The sequence below is a fragment of the Nitrosomonas sp. TNE100 genome (assembly GCF_055387135.1).
The window spans coordinates 1,969,964-1,995,195 of the sequence record NZ_AP040997.1; the positions used below are offsets into that span (position 1 = coordinate 1,969,964).

24 protein-coding genes and 1 pseudogene are annotated in these 25,232 nt (G+C 49.5%); 19 read left to right on the forward strand and 6 right to left on the reverse strand.

Annotation, left to right across the window (positions count from 1 at the left end; all coding sequences use genetic code 11):
- Positions 1-11: 11 nt before the first annotated feature.
- A pseudogene (locus ACZ5EJ_RS09395) lies at positions 12-709 on the reverse strand (beta-ketoacyl synthase N-terminal-like domain-containing protein); the annotation flags it as partial.
- A 622-nt stretch (positions 710-1,331) separates the two neighbouring features.
- The gene (nadB, locus tag ACZ5EJ_RS09400; protein WP_074685074.1) at positions 1,332-2,915 is read right to left on the reverse strand and encodes an L-aspartate oxidase; all 1,584 of its coding nucleotides are present in this window, start codon (positions 2,913-2,915) and stop codon (positions 1,332-1,334) included.
- Between the two features lie 249 nt (positions 2,916-3,164).
- Between nadB and ACZ5EJ_RS09405 the strand changes: the two genes are divergently transcribed.
- The 19 genes from ACZ5EJ_RS09405 to mutS all read left to right on the forward strand — a co-directional run bounded on the left by ACZ5EJ_RS09405 (position 3,165) and on the right by mutS (position 22,878).
- Positions 3,165-4,085 (forward strand): branched-chain amino acid transaminase, encoded by a 921-nt coding sequence (locus ACZ5EJ_RS09405; RefSeq protein ID WP_074685076.1) that lies wholly within the window; start codon positions 3,165-3,167, stop codon positions 4,083-4,085.
- A gap of 24 nt (positions 4,086-4,109) precedes the next feature.
- On the forward strand, positions 4,110-4,319 hold the full coding sequence (locus ACZ5EJ_RS09410; protein WP_074455686.1) for a zinc-finger domain-containing protein: 210 nt from the start codon (positions 4,110-4,112) through the stop codon (positions 4,317-4,319).
- Positions 4,320-4,382: 63 nt separating this feature from the next.
- Positions 4,383-5,762, forward strand: a complete 1,380-nt coding sequence (locus ACZ5EJ_RS09415) for a phosphomannomutase/phosphoglucomutase (protein WP_074685078.1) — start codon at positions 4,383-4,385, stop codon at positions 5,760-5,762.
- 36 nt (positions 5,763-5,798) lie between these two features.
- The gene (locus ACZ5EJ_RS09420; protein ID WP_074685080.1) at positions 5,799-7,406 is read left to right on the forward strand and encodes an NAD+ synthase; all 1,608 of its coding nucleotides are present in this window, start codon (positions 5,799-5,801) and stop codon (positions 7,404-7,406) included.
- A complete protein-coding gene (locus ACZ5EJ_RS09425; protein WP_369668794.1) occupies positions 7,370-9,070 on the forward strand; it encodes a M48 family metalloprotease in 1,701 nt (566 codons plus the stop codon). Before ACZ5EJ_RS09420 ends, ACZ5EJ_RS09425 begins: the two co-directional genes overlap by 37 nt.
- 78 nt (positions 9,071-9,148) lie before the next feature.
- Entirely contained in the window at positions 9,149-10,294 is a 1,146-nt protein-coding gene (locus ACZ5EJ_RS09430) for an efflux RND transporter periplasmic adaptor subunit (RefSeq protein WP_074685082.1), read from the forward strand.
- 10 nt (positions 10,295-10,304) lie between these two features.
- Positions 10,305-11,072 carry an ABC transporter ATP-binding protein gene (locus tag ACZ5EJ_RS09435; protein ID WP_074685084.1) on the forward strand — a complete coding sequence of 256 codons (768 nt, stop codon included), beginning with the start codon at positions 10,305-10,307 and terminating at the stop codon, positions 11,070-11,072.
- Positions 11,069-12,292, forward strand: a complete 1,224-nt coding sequence (locus ACZ5EJ_RS09440) for an ABC transporter permease (RefSeq protein ID WP_074455690.1) — start codon at positions 11,069-11,071, stop codon at positions 12,290-12,292. The genes ACZ5EJ_RS09435 and ACZ5EJ_RS09440 overlap by 4 nt, the downstream gene beginning before the upstream one ends.
- Positions 12,293-12,580: 288 nt before the next feature.
- Positions 12,581-12,766: a hypothetical protein gene (locus ACZ5EJ_RS09445; protein ID WP_074455691.1), complete on the forward strand. Its 186-nt coding sequence runs from the start codon at positions 12,581-12,583 to the stop codon at positions 12,764-12,766.
- A gap of 41 nt (positions 12,767-12,807) precedes the next feature.
- Positions 12,808-14,265, forward strand: a complete 1,458-nt coding sequence (gene atpD / locus ACZ5EJ_RS09450; protein WP_011635033.1) for a F0F1 ATP synthase subunit beta — start codon at positions 12,808-12,810, stop codon at positions 14,263-14,265.
- On the forward strand, positions 14,262-14,672 hold the full coding sequence (locus tag ACZ5EJ_RS09455; protein ID WP_074455693.1) for an ATPase: 411 nt from the start codon (positions 14,262-14,264) through the stop codon (positions 14,670-14,672). Before atpD ends, ACZ5EJ_RS09455 begins: the two co-directional genes overlap by 4 nt.
- Entirely contained in the window at positions 14,669-14,950 is a 282-nt protein-coding gene (locus ACZ5EJ_RS09460) for an AtpZ/AtpI family protein (protein ID WP_074455694.1), read from the forward strand. Before ACZ5EJ_RS09455 ends, ACZ5EJ_RS09460 begins: the two co-directional genes overlap by 4 nt.
- 45 nt (positions 14,951-14,995) lie before the next feature.
- Complete coding sequence (locus ACZ5EJ_RS09465) at positions 14,996-15,289, forward strand: N-ATPase subunit AtpR (protein ID WP_160803518.1); 294 nt, start codon at positions 14,996-14,998, stop codon at positions 15,287-15,289.
- A gap of 21 nt (positions 15,290-15,310) precedes the next feature.
- Complete coding sequence (locus tag ACZ5EJ_RS09470; protein WP_074685086.1) at positions 15,311-16,003, forward strand: F0F1 ATP synthase subunit A; 693 nt, start codon at positions 15,311-15,313, stop codon at positions 16,001-16,003.
- Between the two features lie 2 nt (positions 16,004-16,005).
- Complete coding sequence (locus ACZ5EJ_RS09475) at positions 16,006-16,284, forward strand: F0F1 ATP synthase subunit C (RefSeq protein ID WP_074455696.1); 279 nt, start codon at positions 16,006-16,008, stop codon at positions 16,282-16,284.
- A 6-nt stretch (positions 16,285-16,290) separates the two neighbouring features.
- Positions 16,291-17,061, forward strand: coding sequence for a F0F1 ATP synthase subunit delta (locus tag ACZ5EJ_RS09480; protein WP_074455697.1), 771 nt, complete (start codon positions 16,291-16,293; stop codon positions 17,059-17,061).
- A gap of 12 nt (positions 17,062-17,073) precedes the next feature.
- A complete protein-coding gene (locus tag ACZ5EJ_RS09485) occupies positions 17,074-18,624 on the forward strand; it encodes a F0F1 ATP synthase subunit alpha (RefSeq protein WP_074685088.1) in 1,551 nt (516 codons plus the stop codon).
- 4 nt (positions 18,625-18,628) lie between these two features.
- The gene (locus tag ACZ5EJ_RS09490) at positions 18,629-19,498 is read left to right on the forward strand and encodes a F0F1 ATP synthase subunit gamma (RefSeq protein WP_074455699.1); all 870 of its coding nucleotides are present in this window, start codon (positions 18,629-18,631) and stop codon (positions 19,496-19,498) included.
- Between the two features lie 791 nt (positions 19,499-20,289).
- Positions 20,290-22,878, forward strand: a complete 2,589-nt coding sequence (gene mutS, locus ACZ5EJ_RS09495) for a DNA mismatch repair protein MutS (protein ID WP_074455720.1) — start codon at positions 20,290-20,292, stop codon at positions 22,876-22,878.
- Between the two features lie 34 nt (positions 22,879-22,912).
- On the opposite strand, the gene ACZ5EJ_RS09500 is transcribed toward mutS, so the two are convergent.
- From ACZ5EJ_RS09500 to ACZ5EJ_RS09515, 4 genes are all read right to left on the reverse strand, one after another.
- Entirely contained in the window at positions 22,913-23,392 is a 480-nt protein-coding gene (locus tag ACZ5EJ_RS09500) for an FKBP-type peptidyl-prolyl cis-trans isomerase (RefSeq protein ID WP_074455700.1), read from the reverse strand.
- 155 nt (positions 23,393-23,547) lie between these two features.
- Positions 23,548-24,162, reverse strand: a complete 615-nt coding sequence (gene rnhB / locus ACZ5EJ_RS09505; protein ID WP_074455721.1) for a ribonuclease HII — start codon at positions 24,160-24,162, stop codon at positions 23,548-23,550.
- A 23-nt stretch (positions 24,163-24,185) separates the two neighbouring features.
- Complete coding sequence (fabZ, locus tag ACZ5EJ_RS09510) at positions 24,186-24,629, reverse strand: 3-hydroxyacyl-ACP dehydratase FabZ (protein WP_011635045.1); 444 nt, start codon at positions 24,627-24,629, stop codon at positions 24,186-24,188.
- Between the two features lie 32 nt (positions 24,630-24,661).
- Positions 24,662-25,225, reverse strand: a complete 564-nt coding sequence (locus tag ACZ5EJ_RS09515) for an OmpH/Skp family outer membrane protein (protein WP_464556995.1) — start codon at positions 25,223-25,225, stop codon at positions 24,662-24,664.
- Positions 25,226-25,232: the final 7 nt, after the last annotated feature.

The following is a 25,232-nucleotide window of genomic DNA, read 5'->3' on the forward strand; positions in this document are numbered from 1 at the left end:
ACATAACCGCTACCGGAAGCATCGAAAGCCTTACAGCGGCCATCAGCAGACAGCATGGATGCTTTGGTAAAACCAACGAAGGGATAGGGATGCAACAATAAATTAACCCCCCCACCAGCGCAGTGCCCACCTCACCAGTTTGCAGGGCCTGACAAGCATGATGCAATGCAACCAGCGACGATGAACAGGCCGTGTCAACCGCCAGCGAAGGGCCATGCAGATTGAAAACATAGGAAAGACGATTGGCGGCAATGCTGAGCGTGTTGCCGGTCATCATGTGGGGCGAGAGCGACGCCAGATCATCCAGTCCGCGCGTGCCGTAATCCAGGCCGGAAATACCCACATAGACTGCACAATTGGAACCGGACATGGATGAAGGCGGAATACCTGCATTTTCCATGGCCTCCCAGGATAATTCGAGCAGAAGCCGCTGTTGAGGGTCCATCCAGGCTGCTTCGCGCGGAGAAATACCAAAGAAGCCCGCGTCAAATTCATCGATACGCGACAGAACGCCTGCTGAATAAGTAATGCTGCGACCAGGCTCGGAACGTTTGTCATGCTGAAGCTCACTGATCGCCCAACGCTCGGGCGGGATACTGGTTACAAGATCACGTTTTTGCTTCAGCGCATTCCAGAAATCTGTTTCGTCACCAAGATCACCAGGGAATCGGAAGCCGATACCAATAATTGCAACCGCTTTTGAGGTCATATCTCCAGATCAATATCCACGCAATCCGCTTCACGTTAACTCAGGGAAGTTCTTCGGATTTATTGCGATCACCATCCCCTTATTGAAACTTGAATCAGTTTGTCGTCATTTGAGAACATGACGGGCGATACTATCTTATCGTCATGAAATGAACAACAGGAAAACCGGCATTATAAATTCCTATATCATATATAAAACAGTCAATCATTGATGAGCACACAGTTACCGGCAAACTTCAGTATTGATTTTTCAGACCATAGCTAAAGCAATAAAAGGTTTATTTAAAAAAAGTAAAAATGATTTTATAAAGATAAAATCTATTGTCTCCAAACAGAGACATAGTAATTTTGCCTGATTGCCAGGCTGCTGGTGAAATTACAGAAAAATCTGGATAACACAGTTGAATCCCGGATTTGGCCGAGAAATGCTGAAGGGCACTCTAAAAATTGGTTGCTCAGGGACAAACGAAGGAAAAGAATCCGCAGAAAATCAGGATGCTGAACACGATATACATGTACAGCACATTATTACGATGAAATGAATATGGGCAGACGGACTATCAAACCTGTGAGGCAGGTAAATCAGGCGAGAACGCTTGATCAGCCACGCCTTATTTTTGTCGCTATCGTGACAAGATCGTATCAGTGGCTCGTGGCAAGGCTTCCGGGTAATCCCGGCTGAAGTGCAATCCGCGACTTTCATGCCGCAGCATGGCGCTGCGGACAATCAGATCTGAAGTACACACGAGATTACGCAGCTCAAGCAAATCGCTGGTCACCCGGAAATTGGAATAGTACTCATCGATTTCCCCGCTCAGCAGTCTGATGCGGTGTTGTGCCCGCTGCAATCGCTTGTTGGTACGCACGATACCGACATAATTCCACATGAAACGACGCAGCTCATCCCAGTTATGGGAGATAACGACTTCTTCATCCGCATCCGTCACCCGGCTTTCATCCCAGTCAGGCAATGGAAAATCCGGCGCAGGCGATCGGGTAAGGATATCTTCAACCGCTGAAAGACCGGTTACCAGACATTCCAGTAAAGAGTTACTGGCCAGCCGGTTGGCGCCATGCAATCCAGTGTGCGCGGTTTCACCAATCGCGTACAGATTATCGAGATCCGTTCTTCCACGCTGATCGATCACGATGCCGCCGCAGGTATAGTGCGCTGCGGGAACTACCGGAATGGGTTCGCGCGTGATATCGATGCCCAGCTCCAGACAGCGCTGATAGATTGTCGGAAAATGCTGCACCAGAAAATCGGCTGACTGGTGCGATATATCCAGAAACACACAATCCAGTCCGCGTTTTTTCATTTCAAAATCGATTGCACGCGCCACGACATCGCGCGGAGCAAGTTCAGCTCGCTCATCGTACTTAAGCATAAAACGCTCGCCATCGGGCAATTTCAGTACCCCGCCCTCTCCTCTCACTGCTTCAGTGATCAAAAAGGATTTTGCATGCGGGTGATACAGGCAGGTGGGGTGAAACTGGATAAATTCCATATTGGCAACCCGGCAACCCGCACGCCACCCCATGGCAATACCGTCTCCGGTTGCTACATCCGGATTGGTGGTGTACAGGTAGACCTTGCCTGCCCCGCCAGTAGCCAGAATTGTATTTTGCGCCGCTATCGTACGTACTTTCCCGGCATGAATATCAAGCACATAAACACCGTAACAGCGATTACTGCCCCGGGCATGAGATAGTTTCTCACTGGTAATCAGATCCACTGCAATATGATGTTCCAGCACGGTAATGTTCGGGTGCTGAGCCGCCTGCCTGGTGAGCGTGAGTTGCACTACCTTACCGGTCGCATCATCAGAATGGATGATACGGCGAACACTATGGCCGCCTTCGCGCGTCAGGTGATAACCGGTTTTATTGTGATCATCGCGCGTAAAATTAACCCCTCGTTCAATCAACCACCTGACCGCTCGCGGGCCGTTCTCTACAATATGACGTGTCATGGCTTCGTTACACAACCCCGCGCCAGCAACCAACGTATCGTTGATATGTGCTTCCAGCGAGTCTTCCATCGAAAGTACAGCTGCAATCCCTCCTTGCGCCCAGGCACTAGAACTATCGTAGAGTGTCCGCTTGGTAATCAGCGCGACTTTTTGAGTTTCAGCCAGATTCAGGGCGAGTGTCAGCCCGGCGAGACCGCTGCCGATAATCAGTGCATCGAAACGAGGTGGTTGCATGGATAGCGATAATTACTCAAAAATAATTGAAAGTGAAAATACTTCCTGAAATTACCACACTTTTTGCCAGGATTTCGAATCCATCAAACTGTGCTGGCGTTCCCGTCAGCAAAAATACGCTAGAATACAGACAAAGGTTTCAGGGGAGGTTGAATCGGTCAAAATCCCGACGGATTCAAGAAAAACAATAGCCTGACGTCGGCACTTCCCGTCGTCCAATTTACAGATCTAATACAGGAGAGTTTCAGCATGTCGATGGCGGACCGTGACGGGGTTATCTGGTATGACGGAAAACTGGTTCCGTGGCGCAATGCCACAACACATGTGCTTACCCATACCCTGCATTATGGAATGGGAGTATTCGAAGGATTGCGCGCCTACCAGACACCCCGGGGAACAGCTATTTTCCGCTTGCCTGAGCATACAGAACGCCTGTTCAATTCGGCACATGTTTTCAGAATGAAAATCCCTTTTGATCAGGCCACGCTGACACAGGCGCAACTGGATGTCGTTCGGCAAAATGGATTAGCCTCCGGCTACATCCGCCCGATTGTCTTTTATGGCTCGGAAGCCATGGGACTATCCGCCAAAAATCTGTCTGTCCATATTGCAATCGCTGCCTGGTCATGGGGAACCTATCTGGGTGCCGATGCACTGGAAAACGGCATTCGCGTGAAGACCTCCTCGTTCACCCGGCATCACGTCAATATTAATATGTGTCGCGCCAAATCGGTATCCACCTATACCAATTCCATCCTCGCGCATCAGGAAGTTGCACAGGATGGCTACCAGGAAGCCTTGTTGCTGGATGTAGATGGTTATGTGGCAGAAGGCTCCGGTGAAAATATTTTCATCATCAAGAAAGACAGGATTTACACACCTGATCTGACATCCTGTCTGGAAGGCATCACACGCGCGACGGTCATTCAGTTGGCAGAAGAAGCCGGCATGGAAGTGGTTCAGAAGCGGATTACGCGCGATGAAGTCTATTGCGCGGACGAAGCATTCTTTACCGGCACGGCGGCAGAAATCACACCGATTCGCGAACTGGATTGCCGCACGATTGGCAATGGCAAACGCGGCCCGATTACCGAGCAGTTGCAAACCTCATTTTTTGATTGTGTCAACGGCAAATCAGATAAACATGCTGATTGGCTGCATTACGTTTAATTGTTAAACCAGACGAAATTTCCTATGAGCACTCCTTCTACAGTCACCTATCCGCAAGCAATTGAAATCCATCCGGATGATTTACCACTATACTGCCCAAATCCGGCTATGGATACAATAAGCTGGCATCCACGTGTTTTCCTCGAAATAGAAGCGACCGGCAAAGCCATGTGTCCTTACTGCGGCACACGCTACACCCTGATCGGCACACCGAATCCGGATCATCACGGGTAACACGGGCAAAAGACCGGCTTTCGTATCATTCATTATTTACCCGGATCAAGGAATCATCACTGCATGAATACACTTCCACGCCGCGAAATCTTCAAGGCTTACGACATACGTGGCATCGTAGAAACCGCACTGACTCCGGAAGTAGTGGAACAAATCGGCCATGCCATTGGTTCCGAAGCACGCGCACGTCAGCTGACAGCCATTGCAGTGGGTCGCGATGGCCGTTTATCCGGTCCTCAACTGGTGCAAGCCTTGACGAACGGTATCCGTAAAAGTGGAATTGATGTCATCGATATTGGCATGGTCGCCACCCCGGTGCTGTATTACGCTGCTCACGAACTCTGTCATTATTCTGGGGTAATGGTAACCGGCAGCCACAACCCGCCAGAATACAACGGTCTCAAGATCGTGCTGGGAGGCGAAACGCTGGCAGCCGAGACCATTCAATCATTACGGTCGCGTATTGAGCAAAATAACCTGACGCATGGACAAGGCGGTTATCGCCAACACGACATCATCCCCGCCTATTTGCAACGCATCGTGGAGGATGTCAAGCTGGCTCGGCCAATCAAAATCGTGGTGGACTGCGGCAATGGCGTAACTGGCATTCTGGCGCCAGAACTGTATCGCCGCCTGGGCTGCGAAGTGATCGAGCTGTTTTGTGAAGTGGATGGTACTTTCCCGAATCATCATCCCGATCCTTCAGTCCCGGAGAATTTGCAGGATGTCATCCGTACACTTGCTACTACCGATGCTGAAATTGGTTTTGCCTTTGATGGCGATGGTGACCGGCTGGGCGTCGTCACCAAGGATGGAAGCATCATTTTCCCGGATCGCCAGCTTATGCTGTTTGCTGCCGATGTGTTGTCCAGAAACCCTGGCGGCCAGATCATCTACGATGTCAAATGTACACGCACACTGGCACCGTGGATCACACAACATGGCGGCAAACCCATCATGTGGAAAACGGGGCACTCCTTCATTAAGGCCAGGTTAAAGGAAACAGGCGCACTCCTGGCAGGCGAGATGAGCGGCCATATCTTTTTCCAGGAACGTTGGTACGGATTCGACGATGGCCTATACGCAGGTGCACGTCTGCTGGAATTATTGAGTAAACAAACCGATCCGGAAGCGGTGCTGCATGCCCTGCCCGATACGATCAACACACCTGAATTGCAGATCAGACTCAAGGAAGGAGAAAATCACGCCTTGATTGCGCAACTTCAGCAGGAGGCAAACTTCCCTGAGGCGAATCAGGTGATTACGATTGACGGGCTGCGGGTGGAATACAAGGATGGATTCGGCCTGATCCGGGCATCCAATACCACTCCGGTCGCAGTACTACGTTTCGAGGCTGACAATCAGGATGCGCTGAAACGTATCCAGCAAGATTTTCGCCAAATCATTCTGCAAGCCAGGCCGGATGCAAATCTGCCTTTCTAACCGGGTTCCAGTTACGGACCCGAATACCCTTCCACAATGAAGATCGCGCTTGCCCAGATCAACTGCACGGCAGGCGATTTGAACGGTAACTCACTTAAAATACTGCACGCCTGCCAGCAAGCCAGGGAAGCCGGGACCAGGCTGGTTATCACTCCGGAAATGGCGCTGTGTGGCTCCCTTCCGGAAGACTGGTTGCTGCGCGCAGAGTTTGTACAAGTCTGTCATCAGGCTTTGATGGATCTAGCCACGCAGATACATGACGTAACATTGGTAATCGGGCATCCGCACCGCACGAACGGTAATCTGCTCAATGCTGTTTCCATTATTCGAGATGGTCGCCTGCTTATCACCTATGGTAAAAATCATTTGCTCACCGATCCGTTGCTGGATGAACGCCGTTATTTCACTCCCGGCAACCAGCCTTGTACGTTTGAGTGTGACGGTACACTTTTCGGATTGACCACTTTCTCTGATTATCAGCATCCGGCACACTTGCAGGCTTTGCGTTCCGCTGGCGCGCAGGTTTTACTGACGGTGGGCGCATCACCCTACGCTATTGATGGTCAGGCTGACCGACTCCGAATTGTACGGGCGGGAATTACGCAAACCGGTCTGCCAACTGTTTACACCAACCTAGTCGGCGGACAGGACGAACTGGTTTTCGATGGCGCTTCATTTGCGATGGATCACAGCGGTAAACTCGTTTGTCAGCTAGCGGCTTTCCAGGAAACACTTGGCTTGATTGAGCTTCATAATAATCAACTGATCCCCGGACAATATTCTCCTCTGCCAGATCGGATCGAAAGTGTGTACTCGGCACTACGTCTGGGCTTGCGCGATTTTATTGATAAAAACAGAATCTCCGGAGTATTGATTGGTTTGTCAGGCGGGGTTGATTCAGCGCTGGTATTGGCGATTGCGGTGGATGCGCTTGGAGCAGATCGGGTCAGCAACGTGATGATGCCCTCCCCTTATACAGCCGACATCAGCCTGGAAGATGCGCAAATCATGGCAGGCAATCTGGGTGTGCACTACACTGAAATACCCATTACCGAGCTATTCGAGCAATTCAAACAAACATTACACCCCGAACTGCAAACCTGGCCGACTACCGGCCCCCAAACCACCATGGAGAACCTGCAGGCCCGTATCCGTGGAACCTTGCTGATGGCATTAGCCAATCAATCCGGAAGACTGGTACTGACAACGAGTAACAAATCCGAAACTGCCGTGGGCTACAGCACACTATACGGCGATATGGCTGGTGGGTTTTCGATACTCAAGGATGTCAGCAAAACGCTGGTTTATCAGCTTTGCCACTACCGCAACAGAATTTCACCCATCATCCCGGAGCGCATCCTGCAGCGCCCGCCTTCGGCTGAATTACGTCCCGAACAGACCGATCAGGATAATCTCCCACCGTATACTGTACTGGATGCAATCATTGCAGCCTACGTGGAAAACAACCTGTCACCTGCAGAAATTATTGCCATGAATTATCCGGAGGAAACCGTCCGGCAGGTACTGCACATGATCCATTCCTGCGAGTACAAACGCAGACAGGCAGCTCCCGGCATCCGCATTACCCGACGTGATTTCGGCCCATCATGGCGATTCCCGATCACGTCTGGTTTCCGGCAATGATCAGCCCCAATAATATTTTGGCATTCCTCAATTCAACAGTTGTTACGCGATTTCGTATACAACAGGCGTTATCGTACTTGCGGCTGAAATCACAATCTGCTGTAACACGGGAACAGGAACTCGGTCTGTCAGCGTTCGTCAAACACAGCATGAAACTCCACTACCTTATTATCATTGTGCCCTTGCTGTTTCCAGCCCATATTTTTGGACAGGAGCTGCCTGATCTGGGGGATGTCTCGCAAGCTACGGTAACACCTCACCAGGAGCGGCAAATCGGGATACAGATCATGCGTGAAATCCGCGCCGATGCCAGTTATCTGGATGATCCTGAAATCACTGACTATCTTGCCAGATTGGGCCACCGGCTGATTTCTGCTGCCAGCCAGACAAATTCAGACAATCCATTTGAGTTTTTTGCCATTGATGATTCCTCAATCAATGCTTTTGCGCTTCCCGGCGGATTTGTGGGATTTCATAGCGGCCTGATCACCGCCGCACAAAATGAATCCGAGCTGGCAGGCGTTATGGCACATGAAATTGCACACGTCACCCAAAAACACCTGGCCAGAATGCTCTCCGGGAGCTCATATCTGGGTATCATCGGCTCGATCGCAGCGCTGGCTATTGCGATTCTTGCTTCACGCTCCAATCCCCAAGCTGGCCAGGCAGTGCTGGCCACCGCCCAGGCCAGCGCGATCCAGTCTCAACTGAATTTCACCCGTAAGCATGAAAAGGAAGCAGATCGTGTCGGGTTTGGCATGCTCGTCAAAGCAGGATTCGATCCACATGGCATGTCAACTTTCTTTGAACGCATGCAACACGCCAGTCGTTACTATGAAAACGGGATTCCTTCATACCTCATGACTCACCCGGTTACCCATGAGCGTATCGCTGATATTCAGAATCGCACCCGGGAATTGGGCTACCGGCAGGTTCCGGACAGCCTGGAATTTCATCTGGTACGCGCCAAAATCCGCGCCTCCCGGGGTAACCCGGCTTCAATTGTCAGTGAATTCAAGGCACGTCTGCAGGATAAACGCTATATTAACGAAATTGCCGAGCGATATGGCCTGATTCAGGCGTTATTACGTGCCAAGCAATTCAAACAGGCAGATGAGGAGTTAAATACACTTTACCGGACTATCCAATCCGATTCTTCTGCGCAGCCCCTAAGAAATCACCGCTTGGGAAAACCCATCCAGGTGGAAGGTGATTATCTGCAATCGGCTGCTATGATTGAAACGCTTGCTGCACGCGTTAAGTTTGCTGACGGACAAATCGACGATGCGTTCAAACTGTACCAGGCTGCACTACAATCTTTCCCACATTATCGTGCGCTTGTTTATGATTATGTTGATGCACTACTGGAACACAAAGATGCGCAGACCGCGCTGAATTTCATCAATGAGCAATCCCGTTTCATTCATGATGATATCCGGCTTTACCGGCTGACGGCACAATGTCATGCTGCGCTGGGAAACGCCCTGTTGCAACATCAGGCTGAAGCTGAAGCGCTGATCCGCGAGGGAAATCTCCGGGCAGCAATCGAACAACTCCAGGTTGCGCTACGCTATAAGCACGACAATTTTTACCAATTATCCAGCGTGGAGGCCCGCTTGCGTCAAATCAAGGAGTTCGTGGCCGCCGAAGAGAAAAACAAATAAGCACCTTTCAATGATTTGCATCTTCTGTTAAAACCCAGTCATCTGATATTTCTCATACGATAAAAAATATTGCCCCCTATGTTCAGTTCACGCGGAAGAATTATCCTTTTCCTGATCATCCTGCTCGCCGCTACACTCTATGGATATTTTTCGCTCCGGGATGAATCTGGCAATGTACGTTACAAAACACATGTTGTTGATCATGGAGATATTGCGCGCACGATTTCTGCCAACGGCACGCTCACCCCACTGGAACTAGTCGAGGTTGGCACACAGATTTCCGGCAGAGTGATCCAGCTGTTTGCAGATTTCAATGATGAGGTGAAAACCGGCCAAATCCTGGCAAAACTGGATCCCGCATTGCTTGATGCACAACTACAACAATCCGAAGCCAACCTAAAAAGTGCACAGACCGCATTATCCGTGGCCATCAATAAAGATAGGCGCAGCCGTAATCTGGTTGAAAGAGGTTTCATCTCCAGAGAAGCGATGGATGAATCAAAAGAACTGCTCGATTCGGCGCGGGCACAGGTGGTCGTCAATCAGGCGCAGATTGCCCGTGACCGTACCAATCTGGATTACAGCATCATCCGCTCTCCCGTTTCCGGTGTTGTCATTGCCCGTAACGTCAATATTGGACAAACCGTTGCCGCTAACTTCCAGACACCTATTCTGTTCCAGATTGCCCGTGACCTGAAACAGATGCAAATTGAAATCAGCGTAGTGGAAGCGGACATTGGCCAGATTCACGATGGCCAGACCATGGTATTCACGGTGGATGCCTTCCAGGATCGTGAATTCTCTGCTGTGGTCAAACAAATACGGCTCAATCCCACCATCCAGGAAAATGTGGTGACTTACAGCGTTATTGCGACAGTCATCAATGAAGATGGCAGCCTGCTGCCTGGCATGACCGCCAATGTACGTTTTATCGTCAATGAAAAATCCGGTGTACTGCGTGTACCCAATGCCGCTCTGCGTTATAAACCCAGTCGAAAGGAATTTGCCAAACCCACTGACACACAGCCTGGCCAGCGGTTGCTCTACCGGCTGGAAAACAACCGGCCAGTACCGGTCAAAGTGGCAACAGGCATTACAGATGGCAGCTTCACTGAAATTCTTTCAGATGAGCTCCACGCGAATGACGAACTAATCACCGAGGAAATTGACGACAGCAAACAGGATAAATCGGGCAGTAGCAACTTCAAGTTCAGAATGTTCTGATGAGCCAGCGATGATGTTTGCAGATCATTCCCACGGCCGGACGGGTGAACCGCTGATAGAGGTGGAAAAACTCTCCAAGATTTACTATCTGGGCAATCCCGCTGATTCATCCCTAAGTCTGCAAGTGTTGTTTGATGTCAGCTTAACAATACAACGCGGGGAATTTGTGGCGATCATGGGGCATTCCGGCTCCGGAAAATCCACCTTGATGAACATACTCGGTTGCCTGGATACTCCCACCAGCGGCCACTACCGACTGGCGGGACGTGATGTATCAGCACTTTCCGGTAATCAGCTGGCCAGCGTCCGCAACCAACTGATCGGCTTCGTTTTCCAGGGATTCAATTTGCTCAGGCGCATGACCGCGCTGGACAACGTGGCCATCCCGTTACTGTACGCCGGACGCAGCCGTGCTGAAAGTCGTGAGCGAGCAATGTCATTACTGCAGCAAACCGGGCTTGGCAATTTTGTTACACACCAGCCCAACCAGCTTTCCGGGGGACAACAACAACGTGTTGCCATCAGCCGTGCGCTAGTTAACCAGCCACAGCTTATTCTTGCCGACGAACCTACTGGTAATCTGGACACACAAACCAGCTATGAAATCATGCAATTACTTGATCGCCTCAACCGTGAAGAAGGCATGACCATCATTATCGTTACCCATGAAGAGGATATCGCTGCCTGGACACAGCGCCTGATCCGGCTCAAGGATGGACGTATCATTGAAGATCGTCCAATGGAAAAATTTGCTGCCTCCCCCGCTGCCTCATCATGAATTTACTGACCATCATCGGTGAAGCCATGCGGGCACTGCAGACCAACCGCCTGCGCACCGCCCTCACTATGCTTGGCATGATCATCGGCGTAGCTGCAGTGGTACTCATGCTTGCCGTAGGACAAGGCGCACAAACCAGCATCAACAGTGCCATCGCTTCAATGGGCAGCCATTTGCTGATCATCATGCCGGGCGCGACTTCTTCTGGCGGCGTGCGCTGGGGCATCGGCAGCGTTAAAACGCTGACAGTGCAGGATGCGCAAGCCATTGCAGAATTACCCATGATTGATGCAACTGCCCCGATTATTTCGGGTGCAGCACAACTTAACTACAATGCAAATAACTGGAGCACCATCTTGACAGGTGTTACGCCGGATTATTTTTCCATTAACAACTGGGAAATTGCCAGCGGCACCATCTTTTCCGAAGGAGATTTACGCTCCGGCGCACGTATGGCTGTTCTGGGGCAGATCACCGCAACCAGCCTGTTTGGTGATGAAGATCCGGTGGGAAAAGTCATCCGGATTACCAATCGGCCATTCACGGTTGTCGGTGTACTGGCTGCCAAAGGCCAAAGTTTGTCAGGACGCGATCAGGATGACAACGTATTCATTCCACTCACTACCGCGCAGCGACAGATCATTGGCAACCAGTTTCCCGGCTCCATCAATTTTATGATGGTTCGTGCAAAATCGGAGAACGACATGGAAGCTGCCGAAGCAGAGATCACGCATCTGCTCCGTCAGCGCCACCGCATCAGCAACCACATGGAAAATGATTTTACTGTTCGCAACCTGACCGCACTGGCCTCTGTAGCAAGCAACACCGCCAAGATCATGGGTTGGATGCTGGGTGCAATTGCATCCGTCTCACTACTGGTCGGTGGGATCGGCATCATGAATATCATGCTGGTCTCCGTTACAGAACGTACTCGTGAAATCGGAATACGCATGGCAATAGGAGCCAATCAGCGCATGATTCTTACCCAATTCCTGCTGGAATCACTGATGATCTGTACGCTGGGTGGGCTGACTGGAATCGCCCTGGGAATTGGTGGCGCGTGGCTCGCCAGCCAGCTTGCCGGGATTGACATTGTCATTACATCCGGGACAATTGCTCTGGCCTTCTCATTTGCCTCTATCACCGGTGTTTTCTTCGGCCTCTATCCCGCCCGGAAAGCCGCCGCACTCAAACCCGTGGAAGCCTTACGCCACGAATAATCCCGGATTCTCTATCCAGCTGGAAAAACACGGGATGCAAATTGCCGGGAACGGAGCACGAGCTTTGGAAAAAATTTGATTTGGGTTATGTTCCCATAACAACCGATAAATTTCAGTTGGATGGAAATATCGCATTAGATGGCACTATTAAATATGATCTTGAAGCGCAAATTTACCACTTGAGTCCACTGGATTTTAGCGCAGACATATAACCTGACATACTGAAACAGTATCGCTAAAAAAGAGAGTGGTTGCAGGTCATGAGAACTGAGATCAAAGGTGAAGTGAATGCCAGCAATATTTCTCGACCCCATTCCACTGGCAGATGGTGAAATCACTATCACCCCACCAAGCATTACTGAACTGCTGAAAACACTGGAGCAAGATCCAGAGCAAGTATCACTAAAAAGCCTGAATGCCCATGCGAAATTCAGCAACGATAACATGTGCGACCATATGGGATACAGCACTTAAACAATAATAAGCGGACAGCAATAGTATTTATTAAGGGTAAGATGAGTGGTATGGGTGAGAAATCAGAGCAAATATCAAAATCAGCCCGTTCAACAGATCCCCAAGAGCAAGAGTCTGTTGCTCTTGCATCGCAGTGTGTTGGCGAGGGGCGTGTACTCAAGATTCGCGGGGGGGTAGTGGATGTCTTTTTTACAGAGCATATTCCACGTATCCACGACTTGGTTTATGCCGGCGATTTAGCGATGGAAGTTGCTGCTCTGTTAGATCAAGGTACCGTACGCTGTATAGCGTTAACACCAGTGCGCGGTCTTGGTTTAGGTATGCCGGTACACGCAACCGGAGCACCGATTCAAGTGCCAGTTGGTGAAGCGGTACTGGGACGTATGCTCAATGTCTTTGGCGAACCCATTGATGGAAAACCCGCACCCAATGCTACAATTTCTCGTTCCATCCACCAAGCCCCGCCAGTATTAGAAGAGCGTGTGGTGCACAGCACCATCCTTGAAACCGGGATTAAAGCCATTGATTTACTCTCACCAATTGAGCGTGGTGGTAAAACAGGATTATTTGGTGGCGCTGGAGTGGGCAAAACGGTTTTGATTACTGAGCTAATTAATAACACCGCGCAACATCACAAAGGCGTCAGTCTGTTTTGTGGGATTGGAGAGCGCTCGCGTGAAGCAGAAGAGCTGTACCGAGAAATGGGCGAAGCTGGCGTGCGCGATAAAACCGTGATGCTATTTGGGCAGATGAGTGAAGCTCCCGGCGTACGTTTTTTAGTCGGTAAAACAGCACTGACCATGGCTGAGTATTTTCGCGATGATCTAGGGCAGGATGTGTTGCTGCTTATCGATAACGTGTTTCGCTTTGTGCAGGCGGGCTCTGAAGTTTCAGGTTTATTAGGACGGATGCCATCACGGGTGGGTTATCAGCCAACCTTGGCCACTGAGTTGGCTTCGTTGCAAGAGCGTATTACCTCGACCCGTAAAGGTGCGATTACCTCGATTCAAGCGGTGTACGTGCCGGCAGATGACTTTACTGACCCCGCCGCGGCGCATATTTTCTCGCATCTGTCAGCTTCAGTAGTGTTGTCGCGTAAGCGTGCCAGTGAGGGCTTGTATCCGGCAGTTGACCCGTTAGCCTCCACCTCAGTGATGTTAACCCCAGCGGTAGTGGGTCAGCGCCATTATGATATTGCCCGCGCTGTACGCCGCACCCTTGCTGAATATGAAGAGCTACGTGACATTATTGCCATGTTAGGTTTAGAGGAGTTATCCGCAGCAGATCGCACGGTGGTGGCTCGAGCACGCCGTCTTGAGCGTTTTTTAACCCAGCCGTTCTTTTCTGCTGAGTCTTTTAGCGGTGAGATAGGCGCACGGGTCTCGGTTGCCGAGACCTTAGCCGGGTGTGAAAGAATCTTGCAGCAAACCAAATTTGCCGATGATGAAATAGATTATTACATGATTGGTGCTTTGCCCGAGCAGAAGACTGCAGTATGAGCCAGGCTGAAGTGATGCATGTTAATCTACATTTGCCAACACGCTTGCTGTTTGGCTGTGAAGCTAAGCAAGTATTTGCTGAAGCTGAAAACGGTGCTTTTGCCATGCTGCCCAATCACACTGATTTTGTTGCTGCTTTGCTGCCATCGGTATTGGTGATTACCGATGCTGAGGGCGTGGAGCTGTTTTTTGGTATTGATCAAGGCGTACTGGTGAAACATGGCCATCAGGTTGATATTGCCGTACGTCGTGCTGTGCAAAGCGAGGATTTGGTCAATTTAAATAACATTATTCAAACCACCTTTATTGAGGTGGATGAAAATGAACGGGTGGCGCGCACGGCCTTATCGCGCCTTGAGGCCGGTATTGTGCGGCGTTTCAGTGATTTACGGAAACCTTTAACATGACAGAAAAAAATGATGCCTCCGCGGCCATTCGTCGTCATGCTGAACGCATGCAGCAGAAACGTAAAGCACCAAAATATAGCCCCTTAAGCGGTCTGGGTGTATTTGGAGTGATTGGTTGGTCAGTCGCCATTCCTACCGTTGGTGGCGCTTTTCTGGGAATGTGGTTAGATCGTGTCGTACCGCAAAGTTTTTCCTGGCCCATTGCCTTAATACTCGGTGGTGTTGTCGTCGGGGCAATGGTGGCTTGGAACTGGATTGATAAAACCCGTGATAAATAACTGACAGCGTATTTGTTTGTCAGCGAAGTAGCAGGGAGAGATAAAGTGATTGATATAGATGGCAGCGCAATATTGCTTGGCTTTGTGGTTGGTCTACCCGTAAGTGCGTTGTTTTTTATGGGTTTAAATTGGGGAATACGTTTGGCCTTAGCTTCAGCGTATCCAGGTCGTTTGTTAATGCTAAGTTTTTTTTGTCGCTTAGTGGTGTTGCTGGCAGTGGGATTGGGCTTAATCGTGCTGATCCAAACACTGTGGTCATTAGCTGGTTATATGTTGGCTTTTGTACTGATGCGCGTCCTGGCAGTGGTACGAGCGCAGTTGACACACAGCGTCACCTGATCAAAATACGAAGGTATAAAAATGCAGCTCACACCAGACCAAACGGTAGTGTTTACTTTAGGACAGTGGCAGGTTAACGCCACTATCGTTAATACTTGGATTGTGATGATACTGTTGGCTGGCATTTCGATGCTGGTGGCTCGCAATCTACGTGCTGACAAAGCACCTGGGCGCTGGCGCAGTGCTTTAGAACTGATTGTCACTATGATTCAAGGACAAATTGAAGAGGTAACCCGCAGCAGTGCACGGCATGTATTGTATTTTGCCGGTACTTTATTTCTCTTTATAGCTGCGTCCAATGTGCTAACAGTTATTCCAGGCTTTGTTCCGCCCACTTCATCGTTATCAACTACGGTTGCGCTAACCTTGTCGGTGTTAGTAGCGATTCCTTTGTTTGGAATTGCCAAGGGGGGGGTGCACCAATACTTGCGCAAATTTATTGAACCATCGATGATTATGCTGCCATTTAATATCATTGGTGAATTTTCTCGAGGCGTATCTTTAGCGATCCGTCTGTATGGAAACGTGATGAGCGGTGTGGTGATTGCAGCTATTTTACTCAGTATTGCACCATTCTTTTTTCCTGTGGTAATGGATATGCTGGGCCTGCTAACCGGCTTTATTCAGGCCTACATCTTTGCCATTTTAGCCACTGTGTATATTTCATCTGCCATGGCAGATCCTCCCCTGGATACATCTGATAAGGATAAATAATCATGACTGATCTTGCACTGATTGCCGCTATTTCTATTTTTACTGCTGGCCTAACCATCGCGATTGGCTCGCTAGGGCCCGCGCTAGGTGAAGGACGTGCGGCGGCTGCAGCGATTGCTGCAATTGCTCAACAGCCTGATGCTGCACCGACCTTATCACGTACGCTGTTCGTTAGCTTGGCGATGATTGAATCAACCGCAATTTATTGTTTTGTGGTGGCGATGATTCTTATTTTTGCCAATCCGTTTTGGGATGCAATGCAGGCGGTAGCAGGAGGTTAATGTCTGATGTCCATTGACTGGATAACAGTACTGGCACAAATTGCTAATTTTTTAGTCTTGTTGTGGCTGCTCAAACGTTTTCTCTATCGTCCTATTTTAGATGGTATCGACGCCCGTGAAGCTGAAATAGCCAAGCGTATGGCTGATGCAGAACTTGCGCAGCAAGAAGCGAAAGCTGCAGAAAGGCAATATATTAAGCAGCGCGCGCAGCTGGTATCTGAGCAGGACGCCTTGCTGGAAAAAGCATTACAAGCTACCGAGAAAAAGCGCGATGGCTTATTATCTGATGCACGTACTCAGTTGCAGCAAGAGCAGCAGAATTGGCGTAAGTATCTTGAGCATGAGCGTCAGGCGTTTAATCAGCGTTTGCAACAAACCGGCGCTGACGCACTGTTGCGACTGACCCGTAAAGCACTACATGATCTGGCCGATGAACACTTAGAAGATGCGATTGTTCGGCATATTGGTCAGCGATTAAAGCCGATTGCTGCTGAATTGGTGCAAGCTGCGGCAGGCAGTCAGCAAGCGCAGGTTATCACCCGTGATGCATTACCGGCCGCCACGCAAGCGTTATTACAGAAAGAAGTGCAGCAATGGCTGCCTGACGTCACTTTAAGTTTCGCTACCGATCCACAGCAGTCACCCGGCGTAATCATGCAAGTGGGCGGCGCGCAAGTAGCGTGGACGACGGACAGCTATATGGATGAATTAGCCGAATTGTTAACCCAGCATACTTCTAGTGTTGCTGCTGTGCACTTAACCGCTGATGGCCGCTAAGGAGGAATTGAAGTGAGTGTACTTGACGATGTCACTGAGCAGCAGTTTGAGCAAAACTTTAACGATTGGTTAGACAGTCTCAGCACAGGTGCCACACCCACGCCGGTACTCACCGAAACCGGCACAGTGACCGAGGTGGCGGATGGTGTGGCCATCGTCTCAGGTCTGGCGCGCGCCTTAGCTGATGAGTTACTGGTATTTGCCAGCGGTGTGCAAGGTATTGTGCTCGACTTGGAACCGGGTCGCTTAGGGATTATTTTACTGGGCCCGTCTGAACAGATCCACTTAGGCGAGATGGTGTATCGCACTCGTAAAGTGGTCAGTGTGCCAGTGGGCTCGGCGTTACTTGGGCGCGTAATCGATGCTATGGGCCGTCCACGTGATACCTTAGGACCGATTGATGCGATAGCTGAGCATCCCATTGAAGCGGAAGCGCCGAGTATTCTAAATCGCACCCAGATTTTCAGACCCTTAGCCACGGGATTAAAGGCTATTGATGCGGCGATCCCAGTGGGTTTAGGCCAGCGTGAATTGATTATTGGCGATCGCCAGACTGGTAAAACTTCTATCGCTATCGACACTATGCTGAATCAGGCACGTTCGGATGTGCTTTGTATTTACTGCGCAGTGGGGCAACGCGGTGATGCTGTCGCACGGGTGATTCGTGCGCTCAAAGACGGCGAAATACTGCAGCGCTGCATTGTGATGAGTGCCGGTGATGAAGAAGCTCCAGGGCTGTCCTATATTGCGCCCTATGCGGCTATGACTATGGCGGAATATTTCTCGGCACAGGGCCAAGATGTATTGGTGATCTTTGATGATATGACTCATCATGCGCGCTCTTATCGCGAATTATCGTTATTGCTGCGTCGACCACCAGGACGTGAAGCCTTTCCTGGGGATATTTTCTATGTGCATGCGCGCCTTTTAGAGCGCGCTGGACAATTTGGCGCCGACATCGGTGGCGGATCGATTACCACTTTGCCCGTGGTAGAAACGCAGGCCGGAAACCTCTCGGCTTATATTCCTACTAACCTCATTTCGATTACTGATGGGCAGATTTATTTATCGCCACAGTTAGTACGTAAAAACCAATTCCCCGCAGTAGATTTAGGCCTGTCCGTGTCACGGGTTGGTAGTAAAGCGCAGAACCGTACCTTGCGTGGAGTGTCAGGCAACCTGCGGGTGACCCTCTCACAATTTGAAGAGTTGGAAGATTTTGCCCGTTTTGGTACACGGCTCGATGATGTTACCCGTGCACGTTTGGCACGTGGTTCTGCGGTGCGTACCGCCTTACGTCAAGCTGAGCGTGACCCGATGTCTGCCCTTGAACAGCTGGCGGTGTTGATCGCAGCGATGGAAGGCTTATTTGATCAGTTTAGTGAGCAAAAAATTAATGATGCTATGCGTTTAGTGCGTGATGCCGCCCAACAACAGCTGGCTGTGATTGAACAACGTATTATTGATAACCAAACCCTACAGGATGACGATCACACACTGATTGTTAATTGCGCGCAAAAAGCTTTAAGCATATTCGATCTGCCAGCAACGAATACAAAGTAGTGAGATGGCACAAACTCTAGAGCATCTATCGCGAAAAAATAATACCCTAACCAGTATCAGAGGTATTGTGCATACGATGAAAACCCTATCAGCAATTAATGCTGCACCCTATGAGCAGGCAGCGCAATCGATTGAAGCCTATCATCAAACGATATTGCAAGGTTTTGCTGCTTTTATTTATCGTACTGGTGGCGCCAGTTTGCTCACTGAAGCAACCCAGCCTAACAAGCGGCTACTGGTAGCGTTTGGCTCCGATCATGGCTTGTGTGGTAACTACAATGAGCTACTAGCCGATACGGTAACGGAGTACAGCAAAAATCAGCCGATGGTAAAACAACATATTCTCTGTATTGGCTCACGTATGAGCAATGCCTTACTAAAGCAAAAACTCACCCCAGATGTGGTGTTAATGCCACCTGCATCAGCAGATGGTATAGGTCGTTTAGCCGGCGATATTGTCACGCATATTGAACGCTTGGGCCGTGGTCAACCTTTAGCCAATCTAGTGGTAACTTTGATTTACACCCAACGCGCTAAACATGGCTATCAAGAATCTGTGACACGCGCTTTATTGCCACTGGATAAAAGCCTATTACAACCTGAGCGGCGCTGGCATTCGCGTTCACTGCCGGATTACAGTATGGCGGCCGATGCTTTGTTGTCATCACTGGTACGTAATCATGTATTTGCCAGTGTGTTCCGCGCCTCTGCCGAAGCTATGGTTACCGAGAATGCGACCCGGCTAGCCTTAATGCAACAAGCCGAACAGTCAGTGGACGAGCAGCTAGAAGAGGTGCAGCAAGAAATGAGCAACGTGCGCCAAGATGAAATTACCAATGAGTTAATGGATATCGTGATTGGCCATTTAGCTTAATCAGTGCGCCCTAGCCATAATCAGCTAGAGTTGATATCTGCAGCGCAGTCTGGCTTACGCCAACATCCCGCCCCATCCACAGTTAGGGGTAGCACCGATGGTGTAACTTGACGCATCGCTGGCTAGATACAGCACCGCACCAGCCATTTCACTGGGATCAGTCACGTGATTCAGCGAGATACGAGACAACTAAACTGCTTACGAAGCTGCGCAAGGATTAGTTATCCTCCTTTAGAAGCTTGATATAGAAATCACAGAAGCAGGCCGAGCCTTCTGCTTGCGCTTCTATCCCAGCAAAAACATCCCCTTTTATAACATCCCAAGCAGAGACTTATTTTGCATTTTTGAGCGAAGCGACAGAAAAACAAATCCTGCTGGCTTGGCTTGTTAGGTGTTTTTATCTGAATGAATCCATTTTGTGGTTAATCCAGGGCCTGTGCCCTCCTCCACCTGGGACAATTTTTTTTACATACCGACTCAACGGATTACCACGTTACAATAAAATGTACGATATCAGCCAGCTGCACGCTTGATGGCGATTAATCAAAAATTGCCTGATCCCACTGGAAAAAAATGGTCAGCATGAAATAATGGTCAATGTAATTGGAGTAATGATCCCAGCTTGTGTATTACACCTGCTGTTTCAGTAATTTTTGCAAGAAACCACGCCTACAAAATCAGATTTGATTTTTGAGCTCGATACAAACCCCGAATCTGACAAACACCTGGAGTAATTATTGACAACATCTGGAAACTCAATAAATAAACCAGATCATTCCGCTCACACCCCCATGATGCAGCAGTACCTGCGTATCAAAACACAGCATACCGACAAGCTGCTGTTTTACCGCATGGGGGACTTTTATGAGCTGTTTTATGAAGATGCCGAAAAAGCAGCCAGGTTGCTGGATATTACATTGACTCACCGTGGCTCCTCCGCCGGGGAGCCAATCAAAATGGCAGGTGTGCCATTTCATGCGGCGGATCAATATCTGGCTAAATTGGTAAAACTGGGTGAATCCATTGCTATATGTGAACAGATCGGCGATCCCGCTACCAGCAAGGGGCCGGTAGAACGTCAGGTTGTTCGCATCATCACCCCTGGCACCCTGACTGATGCCGGGTTGCTGGAAGAACGTGGCAACAGTATTGTGTTGACACTGGCACTGCATCACGGCGTGATTGGTCTAGCTTGGCTCAACCTGGCAGCCGGGGATATGCGCGTACTGGAAACCTCTCCGGATAATCTGGCTAGCGAGCTGGAGCGCTTGCATCCATCAGAAATTTTGCTACCGGAATCACTTGCTCTGCCTGTGATATTAAACAGTTTTACCGCCCCCAAACGCCTGCCGGATTGGCAATTTGATTATGAGCATGCTGTGCAGCAGCTTACCCGGCAATTCGGTACCCGTGATCTGAATGCCTTTGGTTGTGAAGAGTTGCGTGCCGCAATCATGGCAGCCGGTGCGTTATTTGAATATGTCAGGCTGACGCAGCACACTGCAACCGATGAATCAGCAACACAGGTACTTGGTCATTTGCAAATATTACGGGTGGAACGGCCAGAGACCTATTTGCGTATGGATGCCGCTACCCGCCGTAATCTTGAAATTACGCTGACATTACGTGGAGAAGAAGCCCCCACGCTATCATCCCTGCTGGATATCTGCGCAACCAGCATGGGTAGCCGGTTGTTGCGGCATTGGCTGCATCACCCGCTACGCAATCGTATCACCCTGCAGCAGCGACTGGATGCCGTTTCTGACTTGATTGGAGCAAAGCCGGGAATCCTCTATGCGGGTATCCGGGAGCGTCTCAAACATATCGCTGATATCGAACGTATCACCAGCCGAATTGCCTTAAGAACAGCCAGACCTCGTGATTTATCCGGTTTACGCGACAGCCTGACGGCACTTCCTGAAATTATCAAACTGATTACAACCTCAACAGCTATTGCCGTTCATCGTTTTGTCCCGGCCATGGTGCCAGATACTACACTCACACAACTGCTCGTTCACGCGCTGCAACCCGTGCCCGGCGCAGTAATTCGTGAAGGAGGCGTCATCGCTGACGGCTATGATGCTGAACTGGACGAATTACGCGCTTTACAGAAGAATTGTGGTGAATTCCTGTTGCAACTGGAAGCACGGGAACGCGAGCGTACCGGTATTCCAACCCTTAAGGTGGAATATAACCGGGTACATGGTTTTTATATCGAGGTAACCCGCATCCATGGCGAAAAAATCCCCGCTGACTACCGCCGCAGACAAACCTTGAAAAATGCGGAACGCTATAGCATCCCCGAGTTGCAGGCATTTGAGAACAAGACACTAACTGCGCGTGAACAGGCATTGGCACAGGAAAAGAAACTGTACGAGCAGTTACTGGAACAACTGGCAGATTTCATCATTCCCTTACAGGAAATTGCCCGCTCTGTTGCTGAACTGGATGTTCTGTGTGCTTTTGCTGAACGTGCAGATTTGTTTGGTTATACCAAACCGGTATTTACTGATGATCCTGCTTTGGATATCGAAGCTGGGCGGCATCCGGTAGTGGAAAATCAAATAGAACAATACATTGCCAATGATATACAGCTGGGTGCTGTCACGCGGGAAGGACGGCAGATGCTGATCATCACCGGCCCAAACATGGGCGGGAAATCTACCTACATGCGACAAACAGCGCTAATTATTCTGCTGGCGCATTGCGGTAGCTTTGTTCCAGCCGGGAGCGCCCGTATTGGCCCCATTGATCAGATTTTTACCCGGATTGGTGCAGCTGACGATCTGGCAGGGGGACGTTCCACCTTCATGGTAGAAATGACGGAAGCCGCCAGTATTTTACGCAATGCAACCGCACAAAGCCTGGTGTTGGTGGATGAAATTGGCCGGGGAACTTCAACTTTTGACGGGCTTGCATTGGCTTTTGCCATCGCCCGCCACTTGCTGACTCAGAATCAGAGCTATACCTTGTTTGCCACGCACTACTTTGAACTGACCCGACTAGCAGAAGAATTTCCGCAGGCAATTAATGTACATGTCACCGCAGTGGAGCACAAGAGACGTATTGTCTTTCTTCACCGGATAGAGGAAGGATCTGCCAGCCGGAGTTATGGGCTGCATGTTGCCGCACTGGCAGGTGTACCGGATAAAGTTATCCGAAATGCCGGAAAGATTCTGGCACAACTGGAGCAGGAAGCACTCAGCAAGAGTCCTCAGCAGACATTATTTGAAACAATTGAGGAAAACGAGGAAGCTGCTCCTGCTTCCGTGCATCCGGTGCTCGATTACCTTGAGCAACTTCACCCGGATGAGCTGACTCCCCGGGAGGCACTGGAACAGCTTTACCTCATTAAATCAATGGCCAATCGGATAAAATAATTAACAGGATGGTGAAAAATGCTGGTGAGATCGTCTAATGTTCATGGCCGTGCGGCCCGTGTACATGCCCGTGAGATAATTCTTCTTCCGTTGCCGGGCGTACTTCCGTAACTGTGCATTCAAACTGAAATGCCATACCAGCGTAGGGATGATTACCATCCACTACCACGACATCATCAGTGATCTCTCTCACTGTATAGATATAAAAATCATCAGAATCTTCCTCACCCCCCTCAAACTGCATCCCGACCGTGATTTCTTCCGGGAACGCACTACGTGGCTCAACGCGCATCAGTTCCTCATCATATTCTCCAAAAGCATCATCCGGTTCCATTTGCAGGGATAAGGTCACCCCGGTTTCTTTTTCATGCAGCGCTTCTTCCACTACTGGAAATATTCCATCATAACCACCATGCAAGTAGCTGATGGGTTCATCAGTTTCTTCCATCAGATTTCCTTCCTGATCGGTCATTTTATAGTGGAGTGATACCACCGTATTTTTTACTATGCGCATGCTTCCTCTGCCTGAATCAGGCTTCCTTGTAGTTGGGCACCTCGAAAAACCTATAAATTCTGAAGAGATTTGTATGTAACACATTGAGTTTACGATCAATGGATTTTCAAAAACAGGGTTTTTCGAGGTAACCAGTTGATAAAATTTGTTTAAAATCACACCGTTGATTTCTCGGCACACGGCGCGAAACTTTTGCGATGAGTAGCTGTTATTCCATGCAAACGAATTGCGTCCAAGTGCACTCTGGTGGGATAGCCTTTATGTCGATCAAAACCATAAATCGGGTAAATCTCGTGTAGCCGTAACATTTCTGCATCCCTCGCAGTTTTGGCAAGAATTGAGGCTGCCGAAATCTCAGCTACCAGACTATCTCCTCTAATAACTGCCTGCACTTCATAATCCAGTTGTGGTACATGGGTACCATCTACCAGAATTAGTGCATTAGACACCGGCATTAATTCAATGACTGCTCTTCGCATTGCGAGCATGCTGGCTTGTAAAATATTCAGCCGATCAATCTCCTCCACTGAGGCTGAAGCAATTGCCCATGCGCGAGCATGCTGTTTTATTTGTTCGGCCAAACTGGCCCGCCGTTTTTCACTTAACCGTTTGGAATCCGCCAGTCCATTGATAACGTAACAAGAATCCAGCACAACACACGCAGCATAGACCGGACCAGCTAGCGGCCCCCTACCAGCTTCATCCACCCCGTAGATAGCTTTCCCTTCCGGATGGATCCATTCTCGAACGACGACACCAGAAGTCTTGATTTCTAACCTCCCTGCTAACCGAATCAGATGGCCCGAGCAGTACACATCAGCTGAGCTTCGGTGACAAGCTGGCCATCCACTTCTGCACAGGCTGAATATTTCCAAATTCCTTTCAGCTGACGGGTGATTTCAACCTTTAATACCAGCTGATCACCCGCGATAACCGGCTTTTTGAATCGTACTCCGTCGATACCCACGAAGTAATACACCTGTCCGGCATCTTTTTCCATATTTTCTGATCGAATCGTCAGCAAGGCAGCTGCCTGCGCCAGTGCTTCAACAATCAATACTCCCGGCATCACCGGATGATGCGGAAAATGTCCGGAAAAATAAGGTTCATTGATAGAAACATTCTTGTATGCGTGAATCCGCTTGCCCAACTCAAGTGAAACCACCCGATCAACCAGAATCAGTGGATAACGATGCGGCAAGTATTTCAGTATTTCATGGATATCCATCACAGCCATTCTATCTCTCTGTTATACAAATTTTTATATATTTATTGTTTCCTGGAAGTCGGTTCCTGTGCGTTTAATGCCTTGATCACCTGGTCAGTAATATCAATACGCGCACTTCGGTAGACTGAATCTTGCAGCTGCAGGATCAGATCATAATCCTGTTGCTCCGCGAGCTCTTTGATCACCTTGTTGGTACGTTCCAGAATCAGGCTGTACTCTTCATTTTGGCGCAAACTCAAATCTTCCCGCATCTGCTGCTGTGTACGTTGGTAACGTCGGCTGAGTCCAGCCAGTTCCCGCTCCTTCAAGCGCCGTTCCTCTTCATTGACAAAGTCAATATTTTTTTCCAGCTCCTGCTGTAAAGCTCTGATCTGCACGGAAAGCTCCCTGATACGTGCATCACGTGCCTGAAATTCATTTTCTATCTTTTTCTGTGCGGCTACGGCGGGCATTGATTCCCGCAGCACTCTCTCGGTATTGACAACGCCGATCTTGATCTCCCCAGCAAACAGATAAGGTGACAAAATAAACACTGCCAAAAAAATGAATATTTTTACAAACCGAACAACAGTTATCTGGCTGTATCTATTTAATGAATCTTTCATTTTCTTT

What these genes read in the sequence shown, in the direction of transcription:
- nadB (WP_074685074.1), bottom strand. Translation starts at nt 2,915, where the DNA reads ATGCAACCACCTCGTTTCGATGCACTGATTATCGGCAGCGGTCTCGCC.
- ACZ5EJ_RS09405 (WP_074685076.1), top strand. Translation starts at nt 3,165, where the DNA reads ATGTCGATGGCGGACCGTGACGGGGTTATCTGGTATGACGGAAAACTG.
- ACZ5EJ_RS09410 (WP_074455686.1), top strand. Translation starts at nt 4,110, where the DNA reads ATGAGCACTCCTTCTACAGTCACCTATCCGCAAGCAATTGAAATCCAT.
- ACZ5EJ_RS09415 (WP_074685078.1), top strand. Translation starts at nt 4,383, where the DNA reads ATGAATACACTTCCACGCCGCGAAATCTTCAAGGCTTACGACATACGT.
- ACZ5EJ_RS09420 (WP_074685080.1), top strand. Translation starts at nt 5,799, where the DNA reads ATGAAGATCGCGCTTGCCCAGATCAACTGCACGGCAGGCGATTTGAAC.
- ACZ5EJ_RS09425 (WP_369668794.1), top strand. Translation starts at nt 7,370, where the DNA reads ATGGCGATTCCCGATCACGTCTGGTTTCCGGCAATGATCAGCCCCAAT.
- ACZ5EJ_RS09430 (WP_074685082.1), top strand. Translation starts at nt 9,149, where the DNA reads ATGTTCAGTTCACGCGGAAGAATTATCCTTTTCCTGATCATCCTGCTC.
- ACZ5EJ_RS09435 (WP_074685084.1), top strand. Translation starts at nt 10,305, where the DNA reads ATGATGTTTGCAGATCATTCCCACGGCCGGACGGGTGAACCGCTGATA.
- ACZ5EJ_RS09440 (WP_074455690.1), top strand. Translation starts at nt 11,069, where the DNA reads ATGAATTTACTGACCATCATCGGTGAAGCCATGCGGGCACTGCAGACC.
- ACZ5EJ_RS09445 (WP_074455691.1), top strand. Translation starts at nt 12,581, where the DNA reads ATGCCAGCAATATTTCTCGACCCCATTCCACTGGCAGATGGTGAAATC.
- atpD (WP_011635033.1), top strand. Translation starts at nt 12,808, where the DNA reads ATGAGTGGTATGGGTGAGAAATCAGAGCAAATATCAAAATCAGCCCGT.
- ACZ5EJ_RS09455 (WP_074455693.1), top strand. Translation starts at nt 14,262, where the DNA reads ATGAGCCAGGCTGAAGTGATGCATGTTAATCTACATTTGCCAACACGC.
- ACZ5EJ_RS09460 (WP_074455694.1), top strand. Translation starts at nt 14,669, where the DNA reads ATGACAGAAAAAAATGATGCCTCCGCGGCCATTCGTCGTCATGCTGAA.
- ACZ5EJ_RS09470 (WP_074685086.1), top strand. Translation starts at nt 15,311, where the DNA reads ATGCAGCTCACACCAGACCAAACGGTAGTGTTTACTTTAGGACAGTGG.
- ACZ5EJ_RS09475 (WP_074455696.1), top strand. Translation starts at nt 16,006, where the DNA reads ATGACTGATCTTGCACTGATTGCCGCTATTTCTATTTTTACTGCTGGC.
- ACZ5EJ_RS09480 (WP_074455697.1), top strand. Translation starts at nt 16,291, where the DNA reads ATGTCCATTGACTGGATAACAGTACTGGCACAAATTGCTAATTTTTTA.
- ACZ5EJ_RS09490 (WP_074455699.1), top strand. Translation starts at nt 18,629, where the DNA reads ATGGCACAAACTCTAGAGCATCTATCGCGAAAAAATAATACCCTAACC.
- mutS (WP_074455720.1), top strand. Translation starts at nt 20,290, where the DNA reads ATGATGCAGCAGTACCTGCGTATCAAAACACAGCATACCGACAAGCTG.
- ACZ5EJ_RS09500 (WP_074455700.1), bottom strand. Translation starts at nt 23,392, where the DNA reads ATGCGCATAGTAAAAAATACGGTGGTATCACTCCACTATAAAATGACC.
- fabZ (WP_011635045.1), bottom strand. Translation starts at nt 24,629, where the DNA reads ATGGCTGTGATGGATATCCATGAAATACTGAAATACTTGCCGCATCGT.
- ACZ5EJ_RS09515 (WP_464556995.1), bottom strand. Translation starts at nt 25,225, where the DNA reads ATGAAAGATTCATTAAATAGATACAGCCAGATAACTGTTGTTCGGTTT.